Origin of the sequence: Campylobacter peloridis LMG 23910 (genome assembly GCF_000816785.1) — a bacterium.
In the GTDB taxonomy this organism is placed as follows: Bacteria; Campylobacterota; Campylobacteria; order Campylobacterales; family Campylobacteraceae; genus Campylobacter_D; species Campylobacter_D peloridis.
Map to the genome: position 1 here is coordinate 840,174 of NZ_CP007766.1, position 26,329 is coordinate 866,502.

30 protein-coding genes and 1 other RNA gene are annotated in these 26,329 nt (G+C 29.1%); 8 read left to right on the forward strand and 23 right to left on the reverse strand.

The window, feature by feature from the left end:
* The first annotated feature begins 15 nt into the window (after nt 1-15).
* Nucleotides 16-339, forward strand: an RNA gene (rnpB, locus tag CPEL_RS08825) — RNase P RNA component class A.
* Here the strand turns inward: rnpB and CPEL_RS04200 are convergent.
* The 17 genes from CPEL_RS04200 to CPEL_RS04280 form a co-directional block, all read right to left on the reverse strand.
* On the reverse strand, nt 334-549 hold the full coding sequence (locus CPEL_RS04200; protein WP_044598747.1) for a hypothetical protein: 216 nt from the start codon (nt 547-549) through the stop codon (nt 334-336). The genes rnpB and CPEL_RS04200 overlap by 6 nt on opposite strands.
* Entirely contained in the window at nt 546-917 is a 372-nt protein-coding gene (fliS, locus tag CPEL_RS04205) for a flagellar export chaperone FliS (RefSeq protein WP_044598748.1), read from the reverse strand. Before fliS ends, CPEL_RS04200 begins: the two co-directional genes overlap by 4 nt.
* 17 nt (nt 918-934) lie before the next feature.
* Nucleotides 935-3,232 carry a flagellar filament capping protein FliD gene (gene fliD / locus CPEL_RS08710; RefSeq protein WP_049984580.1) on the reverse strand — a complete coding sequence of 766 codons (2,298 nt, stop codon included), beginning with the start codon at nt 3,230-3,232 and terminating at the stop codon, nt 935-937.
* Between the two features lie 2 nt (nt 3,233-3,234).
* Entirely contained in the window at nt 3,235-3,576 is a 342-nt protein-coding gene (locus CPEL_RS04215) for a FlaG family protein (protein ID WP_044598749.1), read from the reverse strand.
* 122 nt (nt 3,577-3,698) lie between these two features.
* Nucleotides 3,699-5,492 (reverse strand): menaquinone biosynthesis decarboxylase, encoded by a 1,794-nt coding sequence (locus CPEL_RS04220; protein WP_044598750.1) that lies wholly within the window; start codon nt 5,490-5,492, stop codon nt 3,699-3,701.
* The gene (hemC, locus tag CPEL_RS04225; protein ID WP_044598751.1) at nt 5,493-6,419 is read right to left on the reverse strand and encodes a hydroxymethylbilane synthase; all 927 of its coding nucleotides are present in this window, start codon (nt 6,417-6,419) and stop codon (nt 5,493-5,495) included. It lies immediately after the preceding gene.
* On the reverse strand, nt 6,410-6,808 hold the full coding sequence (locus tag CPEL_RS04230; protein WP_044598752.1) for an FxsA family protein: 399 nt from the start codon (nt 6,806-6,808) through the stop codon (nt 6,410-6,412). Before CPEL_RS04230 ends, hemC begins: the two co-directional genes overlap by 10 nt.
* Entirely contained in the window at nt 6,805-8,505 is a 1,701-nt protein-coding gene (locus tag CPEL_RS04235; protein ID WP_148308800.1) for a proline--tRNA ligase, read from the reverse strand. Before CPEL_RS04235 ends, CPEL_RS04230 begins: the two co-directional genes overlap by 4 nt.
* On the reverse strand, nt 8,492-9,799 hold the full coding sequence (gene hemA / locus CPEL_RS04240; RefSeq protein WP_044598754.1) for a glutamyl-tRNA reductase: 1,308 nt from the start codon (nt 9,797-9,799) through the stop codon (nt 8,492-8,494). Before hemA ends, CPEL_RS04235 begins: the two co-directional genes overlap by 14 nt.
* On the reverse strand, nt 9,799-10,692 hold the full coding sequence (locus CPEL_RS04245; RefSeq protein WP_044598755.1) for a polyprenyl synthetase family protein: 894 nt from the start codon (nt 10,690-10,692) through the stop codon (nt 9,799-9,801). Before CPEL_RS04245 ends, hemA begins: the two co-directional genes overlap by 1 nt.
* 44 nt (nt 10,693-10,736) lie before the next feature.
* Entirely contained in the window at nt 10,737-11,171 is a 435-nt protein-coding gene (locus CPEL_RS04250; RefSeq protein ID WP_044598756.1) for a hypothetical protein, read from the reverse strand.
* Between the two features lie 3 nt (nt 11,172-11,174).
* Entirely contained in the window at nt 11,175-11,438 is a 264-nt protein-coding gene (locus CPEL_RS04255; protein WP_044598757.1) for a DUF2018 family protein, read from the reverse strand.
* Nucleotides 11,439-11,440: 2 nt separating this feature from the next.
* Entirely contained in the window at nt 11,441-12,067 is a 627-nt protein-coding gene (locus tag CPEL_RS04260) for an HAD family hydrolase (protein ID WP_044598758.1), read from the reverse strand.
* On the reverse strand, nt 12,064-12,396 hold the full coding sequence (locus tag CPEL_RS04265) for a hypothetical protein (RefSeq protein ID WP_044598759.1): 333 nt from the start codon (nt 12,394-12,396) through the stop codon (nt 12,064-12,066). The genes CPEL_RS04260 and CPEL_RS04265 overlap by 4 nt, the downstream gene beginning before the upstream one ends.
* On the reverse strand, nt 12,393-14,018 hold the full coding sequence (locus CPEL_RS04270; protein ID WP_044598760.1) for a glutathione-regulated potassium-efflux system protein KefB: 1,626 nt from the start codon (nt 14,016-14,018) through the stop codon (nt 12,393-12,395). Before CPEL_RS04270 ends, CPEL_RS04265 begins: the two co-directional genes overlap by 4 nt.
* Before the next feature lie 21 nt (nt 14,019-14,039).
* A complete protein-coding gene (locus tag CPEL_RS04275; RefSeq protein ID WP_044598761.1) occupies nt 14,040-14,414 on the reverse strand; it encodes a heat shock protein transcriptional repressor HspR in 375 nt (124 codons plus the stop codon).
* 4 nt (nt 14,415-14,418) lie between these two features.
* Nucleotides 14,419-15,300 (reverse strand): co-chaperone-curved DNA binding protein A, encoded by an 882-nt coding sequence (locus CPEL_RS04280; RefSeq protein ID WP_044598762.1) that lies wholly within the window; start codon nt 15,298-15,300, stop codon nt 14,419-14,421.
* A gap of 156 nt (nt 15,301-15,456) precedes the next feature.
* Between CPEL_RS04280 and CPEL_RS04285 the strand changes: the two genes are divergently transcribed.
* Genes CPEL_RS04285 through CPEL_RS04315 form a run of 7 tightly spaced genes read left to right on the forward strand, consistent with a single transcriptional unit; the run spans nt 15,457 to nt 22,334 of the window.
* On the forward strand, nt 15,457-16,878 hold the full coding sequence (locus tag CPEL_RS04285; RefSeq protein ID WP_044598763.1) for a DegQ family serine endoprotease: 1,422 nt from the start codon (nt 15,457-15,459) through the stop codon (nt 16,876-16,878).
* A gap of 19 nt (nt 16,879-16,897) precedes the next feature.
* Nucleotides 16,898-17,572, forward strand: a complete 675-nt coding sequence (locus CPEL_RS04290; protein ID WP_044598764.1) for a response regulator transcription factor — start codon at nt 16,898-16,900, stop codon at nt 17,570-17,572.
* On the forward strand, nt 17,569-18,807 hold the full coding sequence (locus CPEL_RS04295; protein ID WP_044598765.1) for an ArsS family sensor histidine kinase: 1,239 nt from the start codon (nt 17,569-17,571) through the stop codon (nt 18,805-18,807). The genes CPEL_RS04290 and CPEL_RS04295 overlap by 4 nt, the downstream gene beginning before the upstream one ends.
* A gap of 12 nt (nt 18,808-18,819) precedes the next feature.
* The gene (locus CPEL_RS04300) at nt 18,820-20,847 is read left to right on the forward strand and encodes an ATP-dependent helicase (protein WP_044598766.1); all 2,028 of its coding nucleotides are present in this window, start codon (nt 18,820-18,822) and stop codon (nt 20,845-20,847) included.
* A 55-nt stretch (nt 20,848-20,902) separates the two neighbouring features.
* On the forward strand, nt 20,903-21,430 hold the full coding sequence (gene tpx / locus CPEL_RS04305; protein ID WP_044598767.1) for a thiol peroxidase: 528 nt from the start codon (nt 20,903-20,905) through the stop codon (nt 21,428-21,430).
* Between the two features lie 38 nt (nt 21,431-21,468).
* On the forward strand, nt 21,469-22,074 hold the full coding sequence (locus tag CPEL_RS04310) for a Crp/Fnr family transcriptional regulator (protein ID WP_044598768.1): 606 nt from the start codon (nt 21,469-21,471) through the stop codon (nt 22,072-22,074).
* A gap of 59 nt (nt 22,075-22,133) precedes the next feature.
* Nucleotides 22,134-22,334, forward strand: a complete 201-nt coding sequence (locus tag CPEL_RS04315) for a YgaP family membrane protein (RefSeq protein ID WP_044598769.1) — start codon at nt 22,134-22,136, stop codon at nt 22,332-22,334.
* Here the strand turns inward: CPEL_RS04315 and msrA are convergent.
* The 6 genes from msrA to hypB are packed head-to-tail and all read right to left on the reverse strand — an operon-like array spanning nt 22,331 to nt 26,280.
* On the reverse strand, nt 22,331-22,843 hold the full coding sequence (msrA, locus tag CPEL_RS04320) for a peptide-methionine (S)-S-oxide reductase MsrA (RefSeq protein ID WP_044599529.1): 513 nt from the start codon (nt 22,841-22,843) through the stop codon (nt 22,331-22,333). The genes CPEL_RS04315 and msrA overlap by 4 nt on opposite strands.
* Before the next feature lie 32 nt (nt 22,844-22,875).
* Nucleotides 22,876-23,220 carry a hydrogenase maturation nickel metallochaperone HypA/HybF gene (locus CPEL_RS04325; protein WP_044598770.1) on the reverse strand — a complete coding sequence of 115 codons (345 nt, stop codon included), beginning with the start codon at nt 23,218-23,220 and terminating at the stop codon, nt 22,876-22,878.
* Nucleotides 23,220-24,191 (reverse strand): hydrogenase expression/formation protein HypE, encoded by a 972-nt coding sequence (gene hypE, locus CPEL_RS04330; RefSeq protein WP_044598771.1) that lies wholly within the window; start codon nt 24,189-24,191, stop codon nt 23,220-23,222. Before hypE ends, CPEL_RS04325 begins: the two co-directional genes overlap by 1 nt.
* A 1-nt stretch (nt 24,192) precedes the next feature.
* Nucleotides 24,193-25,284 (reverse strand): hydrogenase formation protein HypD, encoded by a 1,092-nt coding sequence (gene hypD, locus CPEL_RS04335; protein WP_044598772.1) that lies wholly within the window; start codon nt 25,282-25,284, stop codon nt 24,193-24,195.
* A complete protein-coding gene (locus CPEL_RS04340) occupies nt 25,271-25,552 on the reverse strand; it encodes a HypC/HybG/HupF family hydrogenase formation chaperone (RefSeq protein ID WP_044598773.1) in 282 nt (93 codons plus the stop codon). Before CPEL_RS04340 ends, hypD begins: the two co-directional genes overlap by 14 nt.
* The gene (gene hypB, locus CPEL_RS04345) at nt 25,552-26,280 is read right to left on the reverse strand and encodes a hydrogenase nickel incorporation protein HypB (protein ID WP_044598774.1); all 729 of its coding nucleotides are present in this window, start codon (nt 26,278-26,280) and stop codon (nt 25,552-25,554) included. Before hypB ends, CPEL_RS04340 begins: the two co-directional genes overlap by 1 nt.
* Nucleotides 26,281-26,329: the final 49 nt, after the last annotated feature.

Genomic DNA, 26,329 nt, shown 5'->3' on the forward strand with positions numbered 1-26,329 from the left:
ATGGTAAAATTTATTCAAACATGGTAAGCGATCGCTTCTTTTGAAGAGGAAAGTCCGAGCTGCTATAAGACAAAGATTCCATCTAATGGATGGCTAGGGCAACCTAAGGGAAAGTGCAACAGAAAGAAAACTACCATATTTTATATGGAAAAGGTGAAACGGTGGGGTAAGAGCCTACCAGTAGTTTTGGTAACAAAACTAGCTATGTAAACCCAATCTGCAGCAAGAAGGGATGGTTTTAGTCTTATGATTTTACCCTTTGCTTGAACTTGTTTGCAAAAACAAGTCTAGATAAATGATCGCTCTTGACAGAACTCGGCTTATAGCCATGTTTTATTTCATATATGCAGAAGCTTTTTTGAGCTTTTGCAAATTTAAAGCAACTTCATCTTGCTTTTTTTTCATAAAAGCTATAGCTTCATTTGTTAACGCTAAAGCTTCATTAGGGCAATCTTTAAAATCAGGTTTTTCGATGAGTTTAACTATTTTTTCTATATCTTCAGTGTAAACAGCTAATTTAAACTCATCTATCCATTTTTTTTCATTCATTTTTGATGCACTTCTCTCCAAGCTTCTAATAAACCTTTTACTACATTAATAACTTCATCTACTCTTGCTTCATTGTTTTCTATGTTTGCTAAAGAAAGAAGTTGCAATTCTCTTGTGTATAAACCACTTAAATAATGTGCAACCTCTCCTCCTTTATCATAATCAAGACAATTAATAAGCTCAATAAAAATAGCACTAGCTCTTTTTACATAATACACTCTTTCTTCTATATTATCATTTTGTATAGCTATTTTTATTCTACTAGCAAAGCGTAAAATCCCTCCATATAACATTTCTATAAGTTTTTCTTGAGATTCTACACCTGCTTGACTTTGTGAATATGCATTATAAACTGCACTATTTAACATTGAAAATTCCTTTCTTTTTAAGAATTTTGATTATTTGCTGCATTAATCATGTTTGCAATAACACTTGCTTGATTATTTAATTTAGAAATAATACTATCATAAGCAGCCCAAGTTGACCACATAGTGTCATATTTTGTATCAATAGAGTTTTTAGTGTTTTCTATGGTTTCGTTTAAATTCTTTGATTCTTTTGTTAATGATGTTTTATACCCACCAAAAGAACCTTCCGAGCTCATCATTTCTCTCATAGTATTTTTTAATATCCCAAAAGTACCAGTTTCTTCTTTCCAATTTGAATACATAGTTTTAGGACTTAAACCAAATTGTTTTAAAAAATCTTCTTTGCCTTGAATTTCTAAATCACTTCCTGAAGTTCCTTTGATTTTGAATTGAATTTTTTGATCACCACTTCCTTGGTTGATAATTTCAAAACTAGCCTCCAATCCTTCTATACCAAAACTATTGATATGATCTACCAAATTTTGAGCCATTTCTTCATCTGTGCTTCCCGTTAAAACAAATGGATCTCCATTTTTTGTTTTGCTTAAATCTATAGTTTCATCATTATAAATAATTTTAAATTCAGAATCTTTAAAATCTATACCACTTGGATTTTTACTAGCAAAACCGCCAACTTTTTCTCCACTTAAATTGATATCTTCAAAACCATTACTTCCAACAAAAAATCTTTCTGCCATTTCTGGATCTTCATTAAATTTTGTATTAAATTTAGCAGAATCAAAAGTCATAGTTCCATTAGATATAGTTAATCCATAATCAGCCAATGAAAGACTAACTTTAGAGGATATTTTTGTTCCTTCTGAAGTTTCGCTATCACCTATCGTAATAGTTCCATCGACTGTGATAGATTTAAGTAATATATTATTGACCTCTGATTTGATATTAGAAATCGCACTAACACCTACGAAATTTCCTTTAGTTCCTGCATCAGGATCGTATTTCGTAGCAGCAGTAAGATTAATCATTAAATCATTATAAGCAGTTGCTAAATTTTGTAAAGATTCTGCAATAGCAGCGGTATCTTGTGTAACATTAAAGCTAATTTCGCCTTTTTGTTTAAGCTCTAAAGTAACATCAGGAGCAATATCTGTGATGTTATTAGTTGGTCTAGTCATTTTAACACCATCTACACTAAAGATAGCATCCATACCTTTTTGTATATGGTTTTCATTATCTGTTTTTACATTATAACCTTGCGGAGTGCTAGTATCTAAGGTGATTCCAAATTTATTACTTAATAAAGAAGTAGCTTTTTCATCTCTAATATAATTTGCTTTATCAATATTTCCTTCTTTATCTGTCGCATAACCACCATCAAAAATTCCAAGTTCAGCTCCATTAGTTGTTTTGAAAGTTGCACCTGTATCACTAAGTTCTAATTTAACTTTACCATTGGTTGTTTTACTAATTTGTTCAGCTAAACTATCATATGTAGTATTTTCATCAATATCTATGGTGTATCTATCATAAGTATCACCATTTTTAACAACAAAAGTTAAAGATGTTTTACCATCTCCAGAATTTAATAATTTATCGCCTCCGTTTGGTCTAGAAATAAGAGTTCCGCTAATTTGAGTTTTATCTGCATTTCCTGTTTGCCTAAAACCAAACAATCCGCCAGCACTAATACTATTTTTATCAAGTTCCCAACCCATACCTTTTAAAAGATCTTCATCACCTGAAAATGAGATATTATTTTGTGTTCCAGTATCTTTACTTTGCACTACTAAACGATAAGGATTTTCTTTGTCTCCGGTATTGACTATTTTAGCTTCTACTTTACCACCTGTAGCAGAGTTGATTTTTTCGGCAAGTTGAGCTACAGTAGTACTTTGATCTATTTCAATTTTATATTCTTTTCCATTTTGAGTAATTGTAAATGACTTGGTACCACTTAAACCTAAATTTTGCAAAACAGAAGATGTTTTATCTTTAAAACCATTACTTTGATACACATCTTTTTGAGCAAGCTGATCAACAATTACTTTCATATTGGTAAGGTTAGATAAGGAACCTACAGTTAAACTTGCAGCAGCACTATCACCACTTACACTAGGAGAAACTTTTTTTTGATTAAATTGCGAAGCATCTCCAAGGCTATTTACAGCAGTTTGAAATGCAAGTAGCTTAGCTTCAAGCTCTGCTAAATCTTTTTGTCTTAAACCATTAGTTTCAAGTTGCGAATTATAAAATTTCAAATTCGCATTCATTTCCGCTTCTTTAAGTTTGTTTAAAGTATCACTTGTTAAAACTCCTGAACCAATACCTAAACTACCTAAGCTACCTACTGCCATGATTAACTCTCCTTATCAAAAATAGTTCCAATAACACCTTTGAAATGCTCTATTAATTTCATAACTTCTTCACTAGGAATTTTGCGTATAAGTTTTCCACTATCTTTTTCTGTTACATTAACATACATTTCATTGATTTTATCATTAAACGCAAATCGAACATTTGTTCCTAATGTTTCCATTTGTCTATTAAGTTTTTCTGTAGCATCTTTTAACTTTTGACTTAAATTCTCATCCTGATTATTTAAGCTAGTTTGTGTGCTATTTTCATGAGATGTTCTTTCAATATTTTTTGTATTATTAAAATGACTTAGACTATCTCTTTGAATACTACTAATGTCCATTTTAAACTCCTTTTTAAAAGACTTTAAACACATTATCGACACAATTTAAAAAAACTTAATATTTTAAAATTAAAAATTTTTCAAATTTTTATAAGCAAAAAGCGTTCTCAAAAAGCTTAAAATTAAAAAATTTCAAACTTTTTGAATAATTTTTCATCATTTATAAGTAAATTTCTTGCAATAAGCCTATCTATAACTTCTTTGGAACAATTTGTCATTAAAGGCCATTCTTTATGATAATCTTCTAATAATCCTTTATTTGTCGCATCGATTGCAATACAATCTTTTTTGATAAAAATATCTCTTTTTGCATCGATATTATTTACCACACGCCATACTAGCATGTAAGGATTTTTTAAAATAGCATCTGTATCTAAAAAAACTAAAATTCTAAAATGTTTTTTATAATTTTGTAGTTTTTCAAAAATTTGAATAATTTTTTCTTTTTTATCAATTAAAATCACACAAATTGGAGCAAAAGTTTGGGTGTAAAATTGTTTTAAATTTAAAATATTTTGATCTTTTTCCTTAAAAAGCGAAAGTAAAGCTTCATCGCTTAGAATTTCAAGCTTGATTTTTTTTTCATCACCACATGCATCAAGTCCTGCTTTACCACCATAGCAATAAGTGCTTGAAGCATGATCAAGCTGATCACAAATTCCTTCACTAATAAGTAATTTTTCTTCATCAAAGCGATTAAGTATATAAGGTATGAGTTTATCATAATCTTTTAGACAAGGTGCATTTTCATCAACAAAAATTGCATGTTTAACAAAACTCATTTGCCCTACCCCCCAAAAAGTATGCATTATTTGTTTAGCATGTGCTGGGTATTTTGCTTCTATTTTAGCTAGAATTAAATTATGAAAAACTCCATTTTCAGGCATATTATAATCAAGCAAATCAGGTGCATTGGTTTGAAGTAGTGGTAAAAACACCCTTTCTGTACCAAGTCCCATGTATTTATCTTCCAAAGGTGGTTTACCAACAACGGTGGCTTGATAAATCGCATTTTTTTTAGCAAAGATTTTTTCTACTTTTAAAACAGGACAAGGTTCAACAGGGGTATAAAAACCCGTATGATCCCCAAAAGGACCCTCAGGTGCAAATTCATTTGGATCTACAAAACCCTCAATTACAAAGTCACTATCATAAGGCACATAAAGGTGATTGCTTTTGCATTTTGATAAAATAGCAGGTTTTTTCTTGATAAAACCATAAAGCAAAAGCTCAAAAATTCCTTTTGGTAAAGGTGCTTGAGCGCACCAAATATATAAAGGATCTCCACCTATGGCTATGCTTACTGGCATTTTTTGATTTGCTTTTTTATACTCATGGAAAAAATGGCTTGCATCTTTGTGAATTTGCCAATGCATAAGCAAGGTTTTTTCATCAACTACTTGCAGACGATACATTCCAAGATTATTTTGCTTACCATCTAAGCTTTGAGTATAAACTTGTCCCATGGTGATAAAAGACGCAGCGTCTTTTTCCCAGGTTTTTAAAATAGGTATTTCATGTAAAGAATTTAAACTTTTATAGATAAACTCTCCATCTTTTTTAATGCGTTTTGGTGGGATATTTTTTAAATCAAGCAAGGTTTTGAAAAAATTTAATTTTGCTCCAAAGTTTTGTGGTATATGCATTTTAAGTAAGGAATTAATTTCTTTAGCTACTTCTTCATAACTTCTTCCAAATGCTAAATTCAAAGCTTTTTCGTTACAAAAAGTATTTAAAAGAACAGGATAATTGTATTTTTTATCATTTTTTACTGCATTAGTAAAAAGCAAGGCTTTAGAGTCTTCTTTTTTAACTTCTATATAAGCTAAATGTGCCATTTCAAGTTCTATATCTACTGGCTCATGTATGGTTTTTAATAAATTATTTTTTTCTAAAAGTTCTATGAATTTTTGCATTTATATCATACTTTCTGCTTCTTTTAAAATTTCTTTTGCACCCTTTGCTATCATTTCTTTAGCTAAAAGCTCGCCTGCATTTGAGTAATTTTGCTTATCAATCACTCTTTTTTCTTTTAAAATTTTACTTGCATCAGGTAAGCCTACTATGGCGCGAATTTCTATTTTTTCATCAATGATTTTTGCATTAATGCCTATAGGAACTTGACAGCCCCCTTCTAAAGTTTTTATAAAATCTCTTTCTATATGAGTTTCTATAAAGGCATTTTCATTGTTTAAGCATTCTAGGTATTTTAAAATTTGTTTATCATCAATACTTTCTATGCCTAAAGCTCCTTGTGAAGCTGCAGGTATCATCTCATCAAGCTCAAAAGCTCTAATGTGTTTAATTTCTTTATCTAAACCCAAGCGTTTAATGCCAGCTAGTGCTAAAATAATAGCATCAAATTCCTTAGCTTTAAGTTTTTCTAAGCGTGAGTTAATATTTCCTCTTAAAGAAACAATATGTAAATCAGGTCTTAATGCTAAAAGCTGCATTCTTCTTCTAAGACTTGTAGTACCTACTTTTGCACCTTTTGGAAGGGCATTTAAGTTTTCATAATGTTCGCTTAAAAAAGCATCATTTACTACTTCTCTTTTTGATATAGCAGCTAAAACTAAGCCATCAGGAAAGAAGCTTGGCACATCTTTTAAGCTATGCACAGCTAAATGCGAATCACCTCTTAACATGCTTTCTTCAAGTTCTTTTGTAAAAAGTCCTTTTCCGCCTATTTTAGCTAAAGGAGAATCAAGTAAAACATCACCTTTAGTTTTAAAACCCTCTAAAGAAATTTTCAATTCAGGATGTGTTTGTGATAATTTTTCTTTTATATGTTCGCTTTGCCATAATGCAAGCTGACTTTTTCTTGTTGCGATGATTAATTGCATTTTTTATGCTCCTGTATGATTTCTACATCTATAATTTCTTCTTCATTATTTGTTTGATGATAGTTTTTATTTTTTTGTTTTGTAAAAAGTTTCAATATCATCATAAAAAATAAAAGTAAAATTCCTAAAAATGTGCTTAAAATTCCTGGTATTAAAAGTAAAATTCCAACTATAGTTAAAGAAAATAATTTAATCATACCAAATAAATTTGTGTTAGTATTTTGCATAGTGATAAGATTTGTCCAAGTTTTTGCTAAAAACATTGCCCCTAAAAACATACTTGCAAAAACTATCATAAAAAAATTTAAAAAGCCGAAAAAGGTTATAAATAAAATACTAGCGATTAATTCTAAAATCAAAAATGCACTTAAATTTGTTTTTACCATCATAGAATTTTCTCTAAATATGAAATTATTTCTTGGGTTTTCAAAACTTGTTTTTCTAAGGTATTTCTATGGATTAACTCTACTTCATCATTTTCTAGGCCCTTACCTATAACTAAAGCATAAGGAAAGCCCATTAATTCAAAATCATTAATCTTTACACCAAAACGCTCATTTCTATCATCAAATAAAATTTCTTTATCTTTAAAATGAGTGTAAATTTGCTCAGCAAATTCCATAGCTTTTGCATCTTTTGTATTAGAAACGATAATATCTAAAACAAAAGGAGCTAAAGTTTTATTCCAAATACAACCTTTTTCATCATGGCTTGCTTCTATGGCAACAGCTACTAAACGACTCACTCCCATACCATAACAACCCATAGTGAAAAACTGAGCTTTACCATTTTCATCTAAATAGCTTGCATTCATTGCTTTTGAGTATTTATTACCAAGTTTAAAAATATGCCCTACTTCTATACCTTTACTTTGTTTAAGTTTATGTTGGCATTTTGGACAAAGATCATGCTCTTTTACAGCTATAAGATCTTTAAAGCGTTCTTTATTTAAATTTACAACATTAATTCCAACTAAATGATAATCTTTTTTATTGGCTCCTATAATCATATTAGTTTCGTTTTCAAGCTCACAATCTATATAAAAGTCAACTCCATGTAAATTTACAAAACCTATAAAACCAGGAGTTAAACCTATTTTTTCCAACTCTTCCTCGCTAACATCTGTTAGTTCTAAGGCATTTGCCGCATTTAAAGCTTTCACATCTTGCAATTCATCATCACCGCGTATAAAGAATATCACGATTTTTTCTTCATTTTCATAAATAGCTTTTTTAGCAATAGCTTTGATGCTATAGTAGGGATTGATTTTAAAAAATTCAGCTAATTCTTCTATAGTTTTTACATTTGGAGTATAAAATTGTGTCGCAAAATCAGCTTCTGGTCTTTCATCTTTACAAGTTTTTTTAGCTCTTTTTGCTGCTTCAATATTTGCTGCATAATCACAATGTTCACATAATAATATATCATCCTCACCATTTTTAGCTAAAACCATAAATTCTTTTGAACCACTTCCGCCAATTGCGCCACTATCAGCTTCAACTGCTCTAAAATCAAGCCCTAATCGCGTAAGAATTTTGCTATAAGTTTCATGCATAAGGTTAAATTCTTTATCTAAATCTGCTTCACTTGCATGAAAACTATAACCATCTTTCATTAAAAATTCTCTACATCTTAAAAGTCCAAACCTAGGTCTGGCTTCATCTCTAAATTTAAGCCCTATTTGATACAAATGCAAGGGAAGTTGCTTATAAGAATTTATTTTATTTCTAACTAGTGCTACCATGGCTTCTTCGTGAGTTGGCCCTAAAACAAAATCATTTTCTTTTCTATCTTTAAAGCGTAAAAGTTCCTTACCAAAAACATTAAATCTCCCACTTTCTTTCCAAAGTTCAGCTGGGGTGTTAAAGCTTAAATTTACTTCTAAAGCTCCTGCTTTATCCATTTCTTCTTTGATGATATTTTTAATCTTATCTAAAACTCTTTTTCCTAAAGGTAAAAAATTATACAAACCACTTCCAATTTGTTCTACAAATGCACCTTTAACTAAAAATATATGACTTGGCAAAGTAGCATCTTTTGGATTTTCTTTTGAACTAATAGCATAAAATTGACTAAATCTCATGATTATTCTCCAAATTAAATTCACACTTATAAAGATTTAAACCTTCTAAATTTTCATTTTTTAAATCAAACACATATCGCATAGCATTAACTACTGAATCATTTTGCATAGTTCCACTTAGTTTTTTTAAATTAACACTAGGATGATGTAAAAATACATTTATAACTTGTTTTATAAGCTTTCTAGCTTCTTCATGATCTGAATTTTTTAAATAGCCTTTGCTGATTGCTTTTTGTAATTCTTTTTTAGCTATTTCATCTGCTTGTAAACGCAATTGCTTTACTAGTGGCAAGGTAGCTAATTTACTTAAATGTTTAAAAAAATCATTTGTCATAGTTCCTACAATCGAATAGGCAATTTGTGCTTGATGTTCTCTTAAAATTAAATTTTTTCTTACTACTTCTTCTAAATCATCTACTGCATAAATGATGTTTTTTTCATTTGCTTTTACATCAATATCCCTAGGAACTGCTATATCAAAAAAATATCTTTTATAATCTTTTTCTTCTAATAAATCATTAGTTATAATAGCATGTGGAGCATTAGTAGCACTAAAAAATATCTCATATTGATTTAGCGCTTGCTTTAAATTAGCAATGCTATCATATTTTGCATTTTCTCCTAAATTTAAACACAAATTTTTAGCATGTTCTAAATCCCTATTTAAAACTAAGACATTTGCTTTTGCATTTAGTAAATGTTTACAGGCTAGCTCACTCATCTCTCCTGCACCTACTACAACTGCGGTTTTGTTTTCTAAATTTAAAAGTTCTTTAGCTTTAGCTACTGCAACAGAAGCTACTGAAATAGGATTTTTAGAAATTTCAGTTTGATTTCTAACACTAGCTGCACATTTAAAAGCATAATGTATTGCTCTTGTTAAATGAACACCACATCTTTGCTCTTGTAAAGCAAATTTATACGCATCTTTTAATTGCCCAGCAATTTGTGTTTCTCCTATAACTAAACTATCAAGCGAGCTTGCTACAGAAAATAGATGATGAATAGCCCCGCTATTTTCATAAAAATCTGCTTTTGTGTTTAGTTCTTCTTTATCAACACCACAAAGCAAACAAAGAGAATTTAAAACATGGGTATTAATTCCTTCAATTTCCCCTAAAAAAAGAAAAATTTCAACCCTATTACAGGTGCTAAGAATCAAACTTTCTAAAATTTTATTATTTGAGTGTATGAGTTTGAATAATTCTTTTTTCTTTGTTTCATTTGAAAAAGAAAGCTTTTCTCTAGTAGCAATATCTGTATTTTTATGCGTAAAACTGATACAATAATAATGCATTAAAATTCCCTTTCTATCATGCTTTTAACGATATCTTCTAAATCTTTCATTTGATATTTTTCAATGGATTTTAATGCTTCATATGCATAATTATTTAATTCTAGTGTAATTTGGTTTAAAATATTATATTCTTGCATTTTGTTTTTTATCCAAACTATTTGCTCTTCTTTTAAGTCTTTTTTATAGAGATTTTTTAAAATATTTTGCTCTTTAGAATTTAATTTCTCATATAAATACATATATGCAAGCGTTGTTTTGCCTTCTTTAAAATCACTCATAACAGGTTTGCCTAAAGTTTTTTCATCACTTATTATGTCTAAAATATCATCAACAATTTGAAAAGCTAATCCTAAATTTTTTCCATAATTTGCAAAATCATTTTCATCTAATTTAGCAAGTATGGCACCACACCTTGCACTTGCTTCGATCAAAATAGCTGTTTTATTATATATCATTTGTAAATAAGCATTTTTATCAGTATTAAAAGTCTCACTTAAATTTACATCCATCAATTCGCCCACAGAAAGCTTAACTACAGCATTTGAAATTATTTTAGCTAATTTTAAATCTATCAAAGAAAGCTCATAAAATGCTTTTGAGTATAAAATATCACCAAGCATAATTGCATTTTTAGCACCAAATTGTGCATTTATAGACTGCACACCTCTTCTTAATTTTGCTTCATCTATCACATCATCATGAAGCAAACTAGCACTATGGATTAATTCTATAATTGCACAAATTTTATAACTAATTTCATTTTCACCAGCTATTTTTAAAAGTAATTTTGAGCGTAATTTTTTACCACCTTGGAGTTTTGAACTCATGGTTAAAATAGGTTCATAAGCTAATTCAGATAAAAATTCATGCATATATTGATCGATTTTTTGCACTATGCTTTCCTTGTTTTATTTCGTGTATTTTATTAAAAATTGCTTTAGTTTTGGTTAAGCGGCGGTTTTCTAGGATCTATAAATTTAACCTCTAACCTTTTTTCTCTATCTTCTATATAAATAGTAAAAATTCCTTCTCCTTTTTCAAAATTGCTAAATTCTAAAATTAACCTTGCTCTATCTATATGAGGGTTTTTATAATCAGGGATTAAAGTTTGATCAACCCAGTTTAAATTTCTTCTTAAAGACATTACAAATTGTCTAGGGTATTTTTTATACTTAGAATGGACTATGATATTAGTTTGATCAAATAAAGTCCATGAAAAATCAAAACTATAAATTTCATCAGGATAGTCAATTTCTTTTATTATTACTCTAGCTTTTTCATCTTTTTTCAAGGTAAATTTATAAGTATAGTCAAAAAAAACTTCAGCATATGAAAAATGAATAATTAAAAATAAACTTAAAACAAAACGCAATCTTTAACCTTCATGTCCTAAAATTTCAGCACTTAATCCTATGTAAAAATCATTTTTTCTCTCATCAATTAAAAGTGAGTTTTCCATTTGAAATTGTGCCACATCATTTTCATTAAGATTATTTTTTTCCAAAAGCTCTATCATAGCTATATGATCAGCTAATAATTTTTCCATTACATTTTCTAAAGCACCCAGATTTGCATGTTTTATTGTTTCAATAAATTTTTCCTTAGGGCTTTTTGCAAACATTTCATCAAAAATATCCATTTTTAACCTTTTATATAAGTTTGAATTTTTTCTATTAAAGTAATTTTATCATTAGCTTCATCTAATTCTTTAATTTCTTTATGCCATGATATATGTATATAATCTATATTAGCATTTTTAGCACAAAGTCTATCTTTTAAACTATCGCCTATAAAAATGCTTTTATTATATTTTGCTTCATTTGTGATTAAATTTAACATCATAGGATTAGGTTTAGCCTCTATACCATAGCTAACACCTAATATTTTATCAAAATAAGAAAGAATATTTTGCTTTTTCAATATAGGCACTAAACTTTCTTGTGGAGCATTGGTAGCAATAGCCATGTAACATCCATTTTCTTTACAAAATTCAAGCACATCAAGTACTCCATCAAACAGCACCACGCTTTGATCATAATGTTTGATAAAATACTTCTCATAACCTTCTTTAAAACTAGTATGCGAGAAAGTATCAACTCCATAAAAAATCTTGGCATAATTTTGCCCAGGCGTATTGATAGTGTTTAAAATAAATTCTCTTTTTAAAGGCTCTAAATTTAAATCAGCTCTTATTTCATTTACTGCACATACAATGGCATTAGCACTATCTATTAATGTTCCATCCATATCAAAAATTATATTTATCAATACTCATCCTTATATTTTATTTTGTGTTTTTCTTTTTTATAACTTTGATTGTTTTTTAACTTATATAAAGCATTTGCTTTTGATATTAAATTTTTTTGATCTAATTTATCATCTAAACATTCATTAACAAAAGTTTCTAAAGCTTTAGTATAAGTAGAATCCAAAAAAACAGCCTGAATTTTTTCAAAGATTTTAGCATTTTTTTGCATTCTTTCTTTAAAAAGTATTATATTAAAATCTTCTCTTTTTAAAGCACTAACAGCAGAATTTGTAAATTTTTCTAAAGCTCTTACATATTTTACTCTTAAAGCTTTTTCTTCGTTTTTCATTCTGCTGCACTTGTGTTGATTCTACATTGTAAAGCTTCTTGAACTAGATTTCTAGCTATAGAAGCTTCTGCATCGACAATATGTAAATGTTTATCTGTATGTGGAAAAATAATTTTAGATCCACTTCCACTTGTTTTTAAGACTGTTTGTATAGGTTTGTCTAAATTACTAAGAACTTGATAAAGCATATCTAGTTTTGCTTCGTTATTTATAGTAATAATTGCAACTGAACATTCTTGGATATTAGCAATCTTTAAAGTTTCAACTTGGGCAACATTTGCAAAAAAGACATTTTCATTTCTGCTACGACCTAATTCAACTAAATTTAAATCGCTTTCTAAAACTAAATATGGAATTCCTGTTTTTTTAATTTTTTGAACCACTTCTTGACCTAATCTTGCATAGCCAAAGATAATAAAATGATCTTTCATTTTTTGATCGCATAAATAAAATTTAGCCATATCATCTTGTTCACCTTCTGCTGCATTAGCTATTTTTCTTAGGTTATTTAAAATAAAAGGAGTTGCTACCATAGTTATAATAGAAACTATGATAAAAATTTGAGCTGTTTTTTCATCTAAAAGCGAATTAACTTGCATTAATGAAAATACTGCTAGAGCAAATTCTCCTATCTGAGATATACTAAGAGCAGTTTTTAACGCTACTCTTTTTCTTGTATAAAGGACTAAAAGTCCATAAATAACAATAAATTTAATAAGTAAAACCAAGCTTACAAAAACAAAAATTAAAAACCAATTTTCAAATACTAAATGAAAATCAATTTGCAAGCCAACACTAACAAAGAAAAATCCTAAAAGCAAATCTCTAAAAGGAACTAAATCTGCTTCAATTTTATGTTTATATTTTGTTTCAGCAATCAATGCTCCAGCTATAAAAGCACCAAGAGAATATGAAAAACCAAAAGAATGTGCCAAAAAACTTGCACCAATGACGGTAAAAAGTATAGTAGCTATAAAAATTTCATTTGCATTTGTTTTTATGATAAATTTTAAAACATAAGTAAAAAGATATTTTCCTATAAAATAAAGTAATACGAGTAAAATAACAGCACTTATCAAAGTTGTAAGCAAAAGTTTGGATATGTCAGTATTTTGCGAGCTAAAAATATCAATCATTAAAAGTAAAGGAATGACAGCTATATCTTGAAAAAGTAAAATTCCTAATGCTTTTCTACCATATTCTTCATTAATATCCCCGCTATCATTTAAGATTTTTAAAACTATAGCAGTAGAGGATAAAGCTAAAGCAAAGCCAGCTATCATAGCTATATGAGTGCTAACACCTAAAATATAAGTAACAAGTAAAGTGCACACTAAACCGCAAGTTAGCATTTGCAAACTACCATTTAAAAACACTTCTTTTTTCATAGCTAAAAGATGTTTAAAAGAAAATTCAAGTCCGATGGTAAACATCAAAAAAACTATACCAAATTCAGCCACATGAATAATGATTTCATTAGTGCTAAAACCATAAAATTCACGCACAAATAAGCCTGTGGCTATATAACCTATGATAGTAGGAATACCAAATTTTTTTAATATAACATTTAGAACAACTGCAACTGCAACAGCTGTTAAAAACAAGGTTAAAAATTCATTCACCTATAAACCTTTAAAAGACAATTATTTTATATTTTCTAGAAAAATTAAATCAAAATTACTTCTATGTTTTACTACTGCTCTTGATTTTGAAGGATTAGTTTTTTTGTCAAGTTCTAATCTTAATTCTTCTATTATATTTTCAAATTCATCCATTTTTGTTTTGAGTTTTAAAATCACATCAACTCCTGCTAAATTTACTCCCAAATCTCTTGTTAAACGCAAAATCATTTTAATTCTATCTATATCTTTTTGAGAATAAAGTCTCATCTTACCATCTGTTCTACTAGGCTCAACTAACCCTTCTTTTTCATATTGTCTTAGTGTTTGAGGATGAATACTTAAAACCTTTGCAACAACACTTATTAAATAAACTGGTTCATCATAACTATGTTCCATTTTTTTACTCCTTAGGTAATTTTTCTTCTAAAATTTTTACAAATTCAGGATCTAAAGTATTAAGATCTGGTAATTTTACATTTAAAATTAAATACATATCTCCATATAAATCGGTTTTTCTATTTTGAACACCATAACCTTTTAGTCTGATTTTTTGATTATTTTTAGAATTAGGTGGAATGGTAACTTTTACTTCCTTTCTTGGAGTATGGATAGAAATTTTATCACCAAAAAGAGCGGTTTTTAAACTGATTTCAACTTTTTTATACAAATCATCATCTTCTCTTTCATATTCTTGACTCTTTTGAAGCTCCACTTTTAAAATCAAATCCCCTTTTTGGCCTTGAAGATTTTTACCTTTACCGCGTATGCGTAGTTTTTCTCCATCTTTTATACCATGAGGAATTTTAATTTTTATTTGTTCATTATTTATCATTATGGTATGTTCTCCACCTAAAATTCCTTTTTCAAAAGGAATTTTTACACTAGCTTGCAAATCTAAATCCTCTTCAAATCCACCAAATCCACCAAAACCGCTTCTAAAATTATTACTAGAGCTAAAACCGCCCCCAAATCCACCAAAACCGCCTCCACCAAAGATATTTTTTAAAATATCATTAATATCAGCACCACCTGTATTTCTTGAAAAATCATGAAAACTTTGACCGCCAAACATAGAATCCCCATAACGATCATATTGTGCTCTTTTTTTCTCATCATTTAAAATTTCATAAGCAGCATTAATCTCTTTAAATTTTTCTTCAGCACCAGCTTCTTTGTTGATATCGGGGTGATATTGTCTTGCTAAGCGTCTATAAGCTTTTTTAATTTCATCGGCACTAGCATTTTTAGCTACGCCTAAAGTATCATATAAACTATTACTCATTATATATTTCCTTAATATTATATTTAGTTTAGATTATAGCAAAAACTTTAGTCTTAGTCAATCAACTTTTATAAGTTTTAAAACTAAAGGTTTTATTTACGATTGTGTAAAAATAAAATTTTATACTATGAAAAAATATTTTTAAAAGGATGAAGAATGAAAAAAACCATTTTACTTTCTTTGATTGTTTCAACAAGTTTGTTTAGTGCAAGTATTAATATAAAGCAAGTAGATGATAACGCACAAAGAGCTTTGCCATCAAACAACCCAAATACTATACTTTCTTACCATGATTCTATACAAAAAGTTAAAAATTCAGTAGTAAATATATCAACTTCTAAAACCGTGCAAAATTCTTCTTTTGGGATTGATGATTTTTTCAATGATCCTTATTTTAAGCAATTTTTTGGATTTGATTTCCCACAAACTCCAAAAAACAAAAAAAATAAAGAAAAAGAAGTAGTAAGTTCGCTTGGTTCGGGAGTGATTATTTCAAGTGATGGTTATATTATTACTAACAACCATGTTATCGAAGGAGCTGACAAAATCACTGTAAATTTACCTGATTCAAGCACAGAATATAAGGCTAAATTAATTGGAGCTGATCCTAAAACAGATTTAGCAGTGATAAAAATTGAAGCAAAAGATTTACCAGCAGTTGTTTTTGCTGATTCTGATAAATTACTAGAAGGTGATGTTGTATTTGCCCTAGGTAATCCTTTTGGGGTTGGCAGTAGCGTTACAAGCGGCATAATTTCAGCTTTAAATAAAAATAATATTGGTTTAAACCAATATGAAAATTTTATACAAACTGATGCTTCTATAAATCCAGGAAATTCAGGTGGGGCTTTAGTAGATAGCAGAGGAGCTTTAGTTGGAATAAATTCAGCCATACTTTCAAGAAGTGGAGGAAACAATGGTATTGGTTTTGCCATTCCTTCAAATATGGCAAAAACTATAGCTTTAAAATTAATTGAACATGGAAAAATCGAAAGAGGATATTTAGGCGTTGTTATAGGAGCTTTAACTCAAGATATTAAAAAAGCTTATACCAATAAAGAAGGAGCTTTAATCACCGAAGTTCAAAAAGATTCAGCAGCGGATAATGCTGGATTAAAAAGAGGTGATTTGATTATAAAAGTTGATAAAACCGCGATTAAAAGTCCTATGGATTTAAAAAATTATATAGGAAGTATTGATCCAAAACAAACTATAGAAGTAACTTATGAAAGAGATAACAAAGTCAAAACAGCAAAATTTATGTTAAAAACAGATGAAAAGTCGCTACAATATGAAAAAGGTTATATCGATGGTTTGAAATTGATAGAATTAAATAGCAAAAATAAACAACAATACCGCATACCTGACAATATTAATGGTATTTTAATCACAGAAGTAACCCCAAAATCAAAAGCTGAAAAAATAGGTTTTGAACAAGGTGATATTATAATAGGAATTGATCAATATGAGGTTACGAATTTCAAAGAATTATCTAAAGCTTTGGAATTAAATAAAGGTAAAGAATATGTTAAAATATGGATCAATAGAGGTGGATTGGTTAGAGCTTTACTTTTTTAATAAAAATTAAGGAAAAATAATGATTAAAATTTTGATGATAGAAGATGATTTGGAATTAGCTGAAATTATAGCTGAATATTTAGATCAATTTGATATGAAAGTAGACATTGCCCATGAGCCTTATATAGGCCTTTCAAGGCTTGCTTTAAATCCTTATGATTTAATCATTTTGGATTTAAGTTTACCTGGACTTGATGGGCTTGAAGTGTGCGAAGAAATTCGTAAAAAATACGATACGCCTATTATTATTTCAAGTGCTAGACATGATATTAGTGATAAAGTTGCAGCACTTGATTTGGGCGCTGATGATTATTTACCAAAACCATATAACCCTCAAGAGCTTCAAGCAAGAATTAAAAGTCATTTAAGAAGAATTTCAAATACAAAAACCGCTCAAGCTCAAGTAAAAAAAGATTTAGTTTATGACAAATTCAAACATACCATTACCATGAAAGATCAAGAAATTAGCTTTACTAACGCTGAGTTTGATATTTTGAGTTATTTGATCAAAAAAGAAGGTGGTGTAGTAAGTCGCGAAGAGCTTGTGTATAATTGTAGTTCTATTAGCGAAGATTCTAGCAATAAAAGCATAGATGTAATCATTAGCAGAATCAGACAAAAAATTGGCGATGATCCTAAAACTCCAAAATACATTCATTCTATTAGAGGTATAGGATATAAATTAACCCAATGAATAAATCATCTATTTTTTATACTATAACTTTTGTTTTTTTATTAGCCATAACTAGTGTCATTTTAGCTTTTTTATGGCTAATAAAATATGACCAGCAAAACTATACTAATGAGCTTAATGCAAAGTATTCTTTTATAGCTAATGCAAGGTTGTTGTATTTTAACCATGTTATTAGCGAAAAAGAATTCCAAGAGCAAACTAAAAACTATAAAATGGTTGAAATAATTAATCCAAATTCAATTAAAAACATTATTTATAAGGCCGAAACTATTGCTCGTGCCCAAACTAGCACAGCTATTGTGGAAATTATTACTTTAGAGGATAATGTTTATTTAAAAATTATTTTTGATGGAAAACTTTTTTTGTATAAAGATTTAGAATATCAAGGTTATCGTTATTTTGTAATCAAACTTATTGCAAGTATAGTGGTGCTAGTTTTGATAGTGTTGTATTTGTTTATTATTAAAAAATTAAAACCGCTAAGAGCTTTAAAAAGACAAATTGATAAATTTGGAGAAAATAAACTAGATGAAATTCAAAATGTAAGCAAAGGAAATGATGAAATTTCCCAAGTTGCGACCGCATTTTATGAGTCTATTTTAAGAATACAAAAATTAAATAAATCAAGACAATTTTTTTTAAGAAATATTATGCATGAATTAAAAACCCCTATTACCAAAGGTTTGATTACTCTTGAAATGCTTGAAGATAGCAAATACAAAGAAAGATTAATTGGTGCATTTAATCGTCTTGAAGTTTTAATTAATGAATTTGCTGCAATTGAACAAATTACTTCTGGAAGTGGATTGATAAATTTAAAAAAATACAATATTTTAGATCTTTTAGATGAAGCAAAAGATATAGCAATGAATGATGATGAAAAAATAAAAATTAGCATTAAAGAAAGCTTTAGTGTAAATGTTGATTTTAAACTTTTTACAACAGCTATGAAAAATATGATAGATAATGCTATAAAATACTCTGATGAAAATAAAGTAACAATAGAAATAACCAAAGACTACCTTTGCTTTAAAAACAAAGGTAAAGCTTTGGATAAAGAATTAAAATACTATACCCAAGCTTTTACTCAAGGGAAGAAAAATAAAGATAGTTTTGGTCTTGGACTTTATATAGTAAAAACTATATTAGATTCTCATAGATTAACACTTTTTTATGATTATAAAGATGGGATTAATTATTTTTATTTTAATGATATACAAAATATAATATCTTAAACTAGGATTTTCATGCCCTTATCGCGTTTAAACGAAGAACAATACAAAGCTGCTAGTGCTCCATTTGGACACAATCTAATCATAGCAAGTGCAGGCACAGGCAAAACTTCAACTATAGTTGCAAGAATAGCTTTTTTACTTCAAAATGGTATAAAGCCTGAAAAAATTATGCTTTTAACTTTTACCAATAAAGCTAGCAAAGAAATGATAGAAAGACTTAGTAAGTATTTTGATAAAAACATTACTTCAAAAATCACCGCAGGAACCTTTCACAGCACTGCTTACACTCTACTTAAAGAGTTAAATCATGATATTATTTTAAAACCAGCTAGTGAGCTTAAAATTCTTTTGCGTTCTATTTTCGAAAAACGCACCTTTCATCATTTAAGTGACACTAAACCTTATATGCCTAGTTATTTATATGATATATATTCTTTATTTCAAAATACTAATACAAACTTAGATGAATTTTATAATTGGTTTTGCCAAAACTATGAAGAACAAGCAGTTTATGTCGAAATTTATGAAGATATTTTAAAAGAATATGAAGAAGAAAAAGCGCGTTTTAATTATGTAGATTTTAATGATTTACTTATAAAACTAAAACAAGCTTTAAATTCAAATCACTTCGAATTTGATGAAATTTTGGTTGATGAGTATCAAGATACTAACACTTTACAAGGTTCATTAATTGATGCTTTTAAAAGCAAAAGTTTATTTTGCGTGGGTGATTATGATCAAAGTATTTATGCTTTTAATGGGGCTGATATTTCTATTATTGGAAGTTTTAAAGATAGATTTATTGATGCAAATATTTTCACTTTGAATAAAAATTATCGCTCAAGTAAAAGTATTCTTGCATTAGCCAATAAAGTAATTTTAAACAATGAAAGATTATATCCTAAAGAATTGATTGTAACTAGAGAAGGAGATTTTAAAGCACCAAGTTTATTAACTTTTAATGAATTGTTTGATCAATACTCTACCATAGCAAAACTGATACTACAAAGTGGAGTAAATCTTGATGAAATTGCGGTTATTTTTAGAAATAATTCAAGTGCAGATGGAATAGAAGTAGCCTTAAGGGAACTTGGAATATCAAGTAAAAGAAAGGGTGGAGGAAGTTTTTTTGAAAGCTTAGAAGTTAAAAATTTTTGCTCTATGCTTGCGATAATTTTAAATCCAAAAGATATCATGGCTTTTATACATTTACTTGAATACACCAAAGGTGTAGGTGGTGTTTTAGCTAAAGATATTTTTGATGCTTTGTTAAAACTAGGACATTCTAGTTTGATTAAAGGCTTTTTAAACCCTGATGCTAGCATAAGTTTAAAAAAATACAAAAAACAAAGTTATCAACTAGGGCTTTTTGATGATATAGAAGAGTTAGCTTCGCCTTCAAGGTTTAACCTAGAAAGTGAATTTAATACCCACCCTATTTTAAGCCTACCTAAAATCAACGAGCTTTGTGCGAAAAATCTTGAAAAAATTTATCTTTTTATAAAAAAAGCAAGTGAGTGTAAAATTTCAAGTCAGCTTGTGAATTTAATTTTAGAAAATGATTATTTTAAAGAAATTTGTGATATTTTAGCAACTAAAAGAGCAACTAATAAAAACTCTAATGTAGATTTGAATAAAAAAAGTGAAATTTTAGAAAAAATCAATGCCAAGATGTTTGTATTAAAAGAGCTTGCAAAAAATTATAGTGACAATTATAAATATTATAATTTTTTAACTCTTGGAGCTAGTGAAATGAGTAGTGGCAAAGGAGTTAATCTTTTAAGTATACATGCTAGCAAGGGACTTGAATTTGAACTTGTTTTTGTAATTGATTTAGCACATGGAAGATTTCCTAACCAAAAACTCATGAGTATGGGTGGTAGTTTAGAAGAAGAGCGAAGACTTTTTTATGTAGCTGTTACTAGGGCTAAGGATACTTTGTATTTAAGCTATGCAAAATATGACAAAATCAAAAAAACTAATTATCAGCCATCTTGTTTTTTAGTTGAAGCAGGCATGTCTAAAGATGAAACAAAATAAGACTTTATTAATCTTTTTATATTATGATTAATTAAAATTTTACAAAGGAGAAAAAATGAACAGCGTTTTATTTAAAGGCAATAAGGTTAATTTAAAAGGAAACAATATCCAAGTTGGTGATGTGGCTCCAAATATCACTTTAAAAGCAAAAGATCTTTCAAATATCGAAATTGCTCCAAAAGGTAAAACACAAATTATCATCAGCGTTCCAAGTCTTGATACTCCAGTTTGTGCAACAGAAGCTAGAGAATTTAACAAAAAAGCAGCTTCATCAAGCAATGCTGAAGTGATTGTTGTGAGTATGGATTTACCTTTTGCAATGGGTCGTTTTTGCTCAACCGAAGGTATAGAAAATTTAAGCGTTGCGAGTGATTTTGTATCTAAAGAATTTGGTGAAAAATACGGCGTTTTAATGGCTGATGGCCCACTTGAGGGTATTTTAGCAAGGGCGGTTTTTGTAGTAAAAGATGGTGTGCTTGTGTATAAAGAATTGGTTAATGAAGTAACAGAGTTACCAAATATGCAAGCTTTAGAAAGCTTTTTTAGTCAAAGTTGTGGATGTGGCGGTTGTGGTTGCCACTAATTTAAAAGCCTTTTTTAAGGCTTTTAAAGTTTGTAATAATGGAAAATTTTCTTTCTCGTTTTGATCTTGAAAAACAAGATTTTGATTTTTTGCAAAAAAATATACAAATAAAAAATATTGAAAAAAATTTTAAAGTTAATGATGAATGCCTTGGTTTTGTAAAAGTCTTAAAAGGCGAACTTAGAGCATTTATTTTAACTCCAAATGCCAAAGAAATTACACTTTTTCATCTTAAAGAAAATGATGAATGCATTATATGTTCTGAATGTAATGTAGATAGTATTTCTTATGATGTGTTTATACAAAGTTCTCAAGATACAAGTATTGCAATTATTCCTGCTAATATTTTTAAAACTTTAAAAGATAAATACCCAAAAATTAATAATTATGTCTTAAGTTTAATCACAAAGCGATTTAATACCTTGGTTAAAGTTTTAGAACAAGCTTTGTTTAGTCCTTTATCTTTTAGGGTGTGTGAATTTTTAAAAGAAAATGCTACTAATAACACTTTAAAAATCACTCATGAAGCACTTGCAAATCATTTAGGTAGCGCAAGAGAAGTTGTTTCTAGGATTTTAAAAGAATTAGAAAAAGAAGGAAAAATTGAAATTCAAAGAGGAAAAATCACTTTACTCACTTTGTGACTTTGTCACAGAAAAAATTCAAAAAATTATTTAAAATGTCAAGAAAAAAAGGAGACATTATGAGTAAAGTGGAAAGAATTTTAAGAATAGCTTTGTCTATGCTAGCTTTTTCTTTGGGAATTTATTTTTCAACTTGGTGGGGATTATTGGGTTTAATTCCTTTATTAACAGGAATCTTTGGAGTATGCCCTATAAGGGTTTTAAGCGGTAAGCAAGCTTGTCCTCTTGGAGTTTGTCCTATTTCTAAAAAGAAAAGCTAGCGATAATCGCTAGTTTTTTCTAATTTTGGCACTATAACAAATCTACAATATGCTTGATTAGGATTTTTTTCAAAATATTTTTGGTGATATTCTTCGCCTTTATAATATTTTTGAAGTTTAGACACTTGTGTAAGTATCGCTTTAGAATAATTTCTTTGAGCAGATTTTATAAAATTAGTAATGGTTGTTAAATCCTCATCATCTTGGTAAAAAATAGCCGATCTATATTGAATACCCTCATCAGCACCTTGTTTATCTTTACTTGTTGGATCATGCATTTTAAAAAAGATTTCTAAAATTTTTTCTAATGAAATTTGTTTTTCATCATATACTATCTTAGCTACTTCTATATTTCCATCGCCATTTACTACGCTTTCATAACTTGGATTTGGCTTACCACCGCTATAACCTACTTCAGTATAAACTACGCCTTTAACCCCATCAAACACAGCTTGAGTACACCAAAAACATCCTCCACCTAAAATAATTTCTTTAGATAAAACATTCATACACATTAATACTAATCCTATGATAATTTTTTTCAAACATCTTCCTTTAAAACAAGTTGCATAAGATAAAGTTCTTCTCCGTCTATGATTTTTAAATCCTTATCTTCACATTTTGGACACCAAAAGATATTATTTTCAAGTACCCCGCTAAAATGACATTTTTGACACTCCACTACCACCTCTTGAATATGCATGATAAATTTAGCATTCTTGCATAAAGGACTATTTTCTTTAAAAGTTTCAAAACTTCTTTGCAAAAGCGGAGGTTCAACCCCACTTAAACGCCCTATTTTAACATGCACTTCTTCAACAATTTTTCCTTGGGCATATTCTTCGCAAAGCTCTAGCAAAGATTCTGTGATACTTAATTCATGCATTAGCAAATTCTTGGTAAAAGTTCGCCTTTTGGAGCTTCTAAAATGCGTTTTGCTCCATAAGCATTTTCTAAAACCACTCTTGCTTTTTCATTAGCTGTGATTTCACCTATAATAGCTGCACTAGGATTAAACTGCTTTAAAATTTCTAATGTTTTTTGCTCATCTTTTTTATCAACACAAATAATAAAAGTTCCTTCATTTGCAAGCTCATAAGGCTCATAGCCAAAAAGCTCACAAACTCCTAAAACTTCATCACAAACTGGAATTCTTTCTTCATGCACCAAAAGTTCTAAACCACTTAATTTACTCCATTCATTTAAAACCGCACTAAGTCCGCCACGCGTAGCATCACGCATTGCTTTTATGGAAATATCTGCATTTAAAAGTGCTAAAACTTCATCTTTTAAGCTTTTACAATCACTTTTTATATTTGCTTCTAAATTATTTCTTTCAATCAAAACCGCACAACCATGAGCTCCAATATCTCTTGAAACTAATATACTACAACCACTTTTTAAGTTTTTAGTGTTGATTTTTTGCATATTTTTGCCTATACATGAAGTATTAATATATATCTCATCGCCTTTATTTTTAGGAACGACTTTGGTATCTCCACAAACTAGTTTTACTCCTGCTTTATCGCATTCTTCTTTTATGGATTTTAGTATGATTTTTAACTTTTCTATCTCAAAACCCTCTTCTAAAATCAAAGCTAATGACAAATATAGCGGTTTTGCCCCTACCATTAATACATCATTTATACTACCACAAACTGCTAATTTTCCTATGTTTATATCTTTTAAGAAGATAGGGTTTAATACAAAAGAATCAGTGCTAAAAGCCAAATCATCTAAAATAGCAGCATCATTTGCTTCTTTTAAAACATCATTTTCAAAAATAGAAAAAATTTCATTTACCAAAGCATTCATTTCTTCGCCACCGCCACCATGGGCTAGAGTAATTTGCTTCATTTTAAACCTTATCTTGATAGTATTTATAATAAGCTGCACAAGCTCCTTCGCTAGAAACCATGCAGCTACCTATAGGATTTTTTGGAGTGCAAGCTTTTGCAAACACCTTACAATCATAAGGCTTAGCTAAGCCTCTTAAAATTTGACCGCAAATACACGCTCTACTTTCATCTTTGCTTTGCACTTTACAATCAAACACTTTGCTAGCATCTAAATGTGCAAATTCATCTTTTAAACAAAGTCCACCATTTGCAATCACTCCAAGTCCTCTAAATTCAAAATCACAAGGTTTAAAGTATTTTTCTACTAAAGCTTTGGCTTTTAAATTTCCCTCTTTGCTAACTACTCTGTGATATTCATTATAAACTTCAAAAGTATTTGCATTCATTTGTTCTACTATATTTAACACACTAAACATTATATCAACTGGTTCAAAACCACTTACAGCTATAGGAGTTTTGTATTTTTTAGCAATAGGTTCATAAATGTTTGATCCTGTGATAACACTTACATGAGAAGGTCCTAAAAAGGCGTCAATTTTTACATTTTCATCTTGCATGATAGCTTCTACTGCAGGCGGAACTAATACATGATTGATGTGAAAAAATAAATTTTTTAAATTTAAAGCTATGCTTTTTTCTATAATCACCCCACTCATAGGTGTAGTTGTTTCAAAACCTATAGCAAAAAAGATTACATTTTTTTCAGGATTTTTTATGGCTATATCTATCACATCTAAAGGTGTGTAAAGTGCTCTAACATCAGCCCCTTTGGCTCTAAGATCAATCAAGCTTTCATAGCTTCCTGGCACTTTTAGCATATCACCTAATACACAAAAGATAGTATTTGGCATACTTGCAAGTTTTAAAGCTATATCAATACGCTCTCTTGGCATAACACACACAGGACAGCCTGGACCATGCACAAAATTAATCTCTTTTGGCAATAAATCAGGCAAACCAAATTTCATAATACTATGCGTATGTCCACCACAAATTTCCATGATATTAATAGGCTTAGTAATTTTAGAAGCAATGAGTTTTTTTAGGGTTAAAATTCTTTCTTTATCTCTAAAATCATTAATTAAATCCATTTTTTAGCCCCATATCGCCTTCATTTTCATCGATTTGCCCATTTTGCATTTTCTCTGCTATATCTGTATAAATTTTTAAACTCTCTTGCGCAGCTTGAGTGTCGATTTTTTCCATAGCAAAACCCACATGTATAAGCACATAATCACCTACTTTTAAAGGCTCATTTATCAAGTCTAAGCTCACTCTTCTTTTAACTCCTAAAGTCTCTACTATGGCTGAATTTAATTCATCAATTTCTAAAATTTTAGAAGGTATAGAAAGACACATTAGTTAAGCTCCTTTTTCATTTTTAGATAATTTATCCAAAGATCAAATCCAGTTTTTGTTTTACTATCTAAAATCATAATATCTATTTTAGGATTTAATCTTTTAGCTGCCATAGAAGCTGCTTTAAAATCAAAGTCAAAATGTTGAGCTAAATCAGCTTTAGTAATAACTAACAAATCAGCCTTTCTAAACATAACAGGATATTTTTCTACCTTATCACTACCTTCAGTTACAGAAAGCAAAACCACATTTAAGTGCTCGCCCAAATCATAACTTGCAGGGCATACTAAATTTCCTACATTTTCAACAAAAACTATATCAAGTTCGCTAAGTTTGAAATGATGTAAAGCTTCATGCACCATAAAAGCATCTAAATGGCAAGTTTGGCCTGTAGTGATTTGATGAGCTAAGCCTCCTGCTTTGATAATGCGATTTGCATCATTGTTAGTTTCTAAATCTCCTTCAACCACGGCTATTTTTAAATCATCTTTTAAAGTTTTTATAGTTTCTTCTAAAAGTGTTGTCTTACCACTTCCTGGAGAACTCATTAGATTAATACAAAGAGTATTATACTCATTAAAATGCTCTCTATTATGAGCTGCTTGGTGATCATTTTTTGATAAAATTTTACTAATAACATTAATGGTTTTTTCATCTTTTAAAGCTGGATTTTCATGATTATGATGATGTTCATGTCCATTTATAGAGCAACCACAATCTTTACACATAATTTATCCTTAGTATTTTTTTATTATTTTATATAAAAAAGTATTAAAA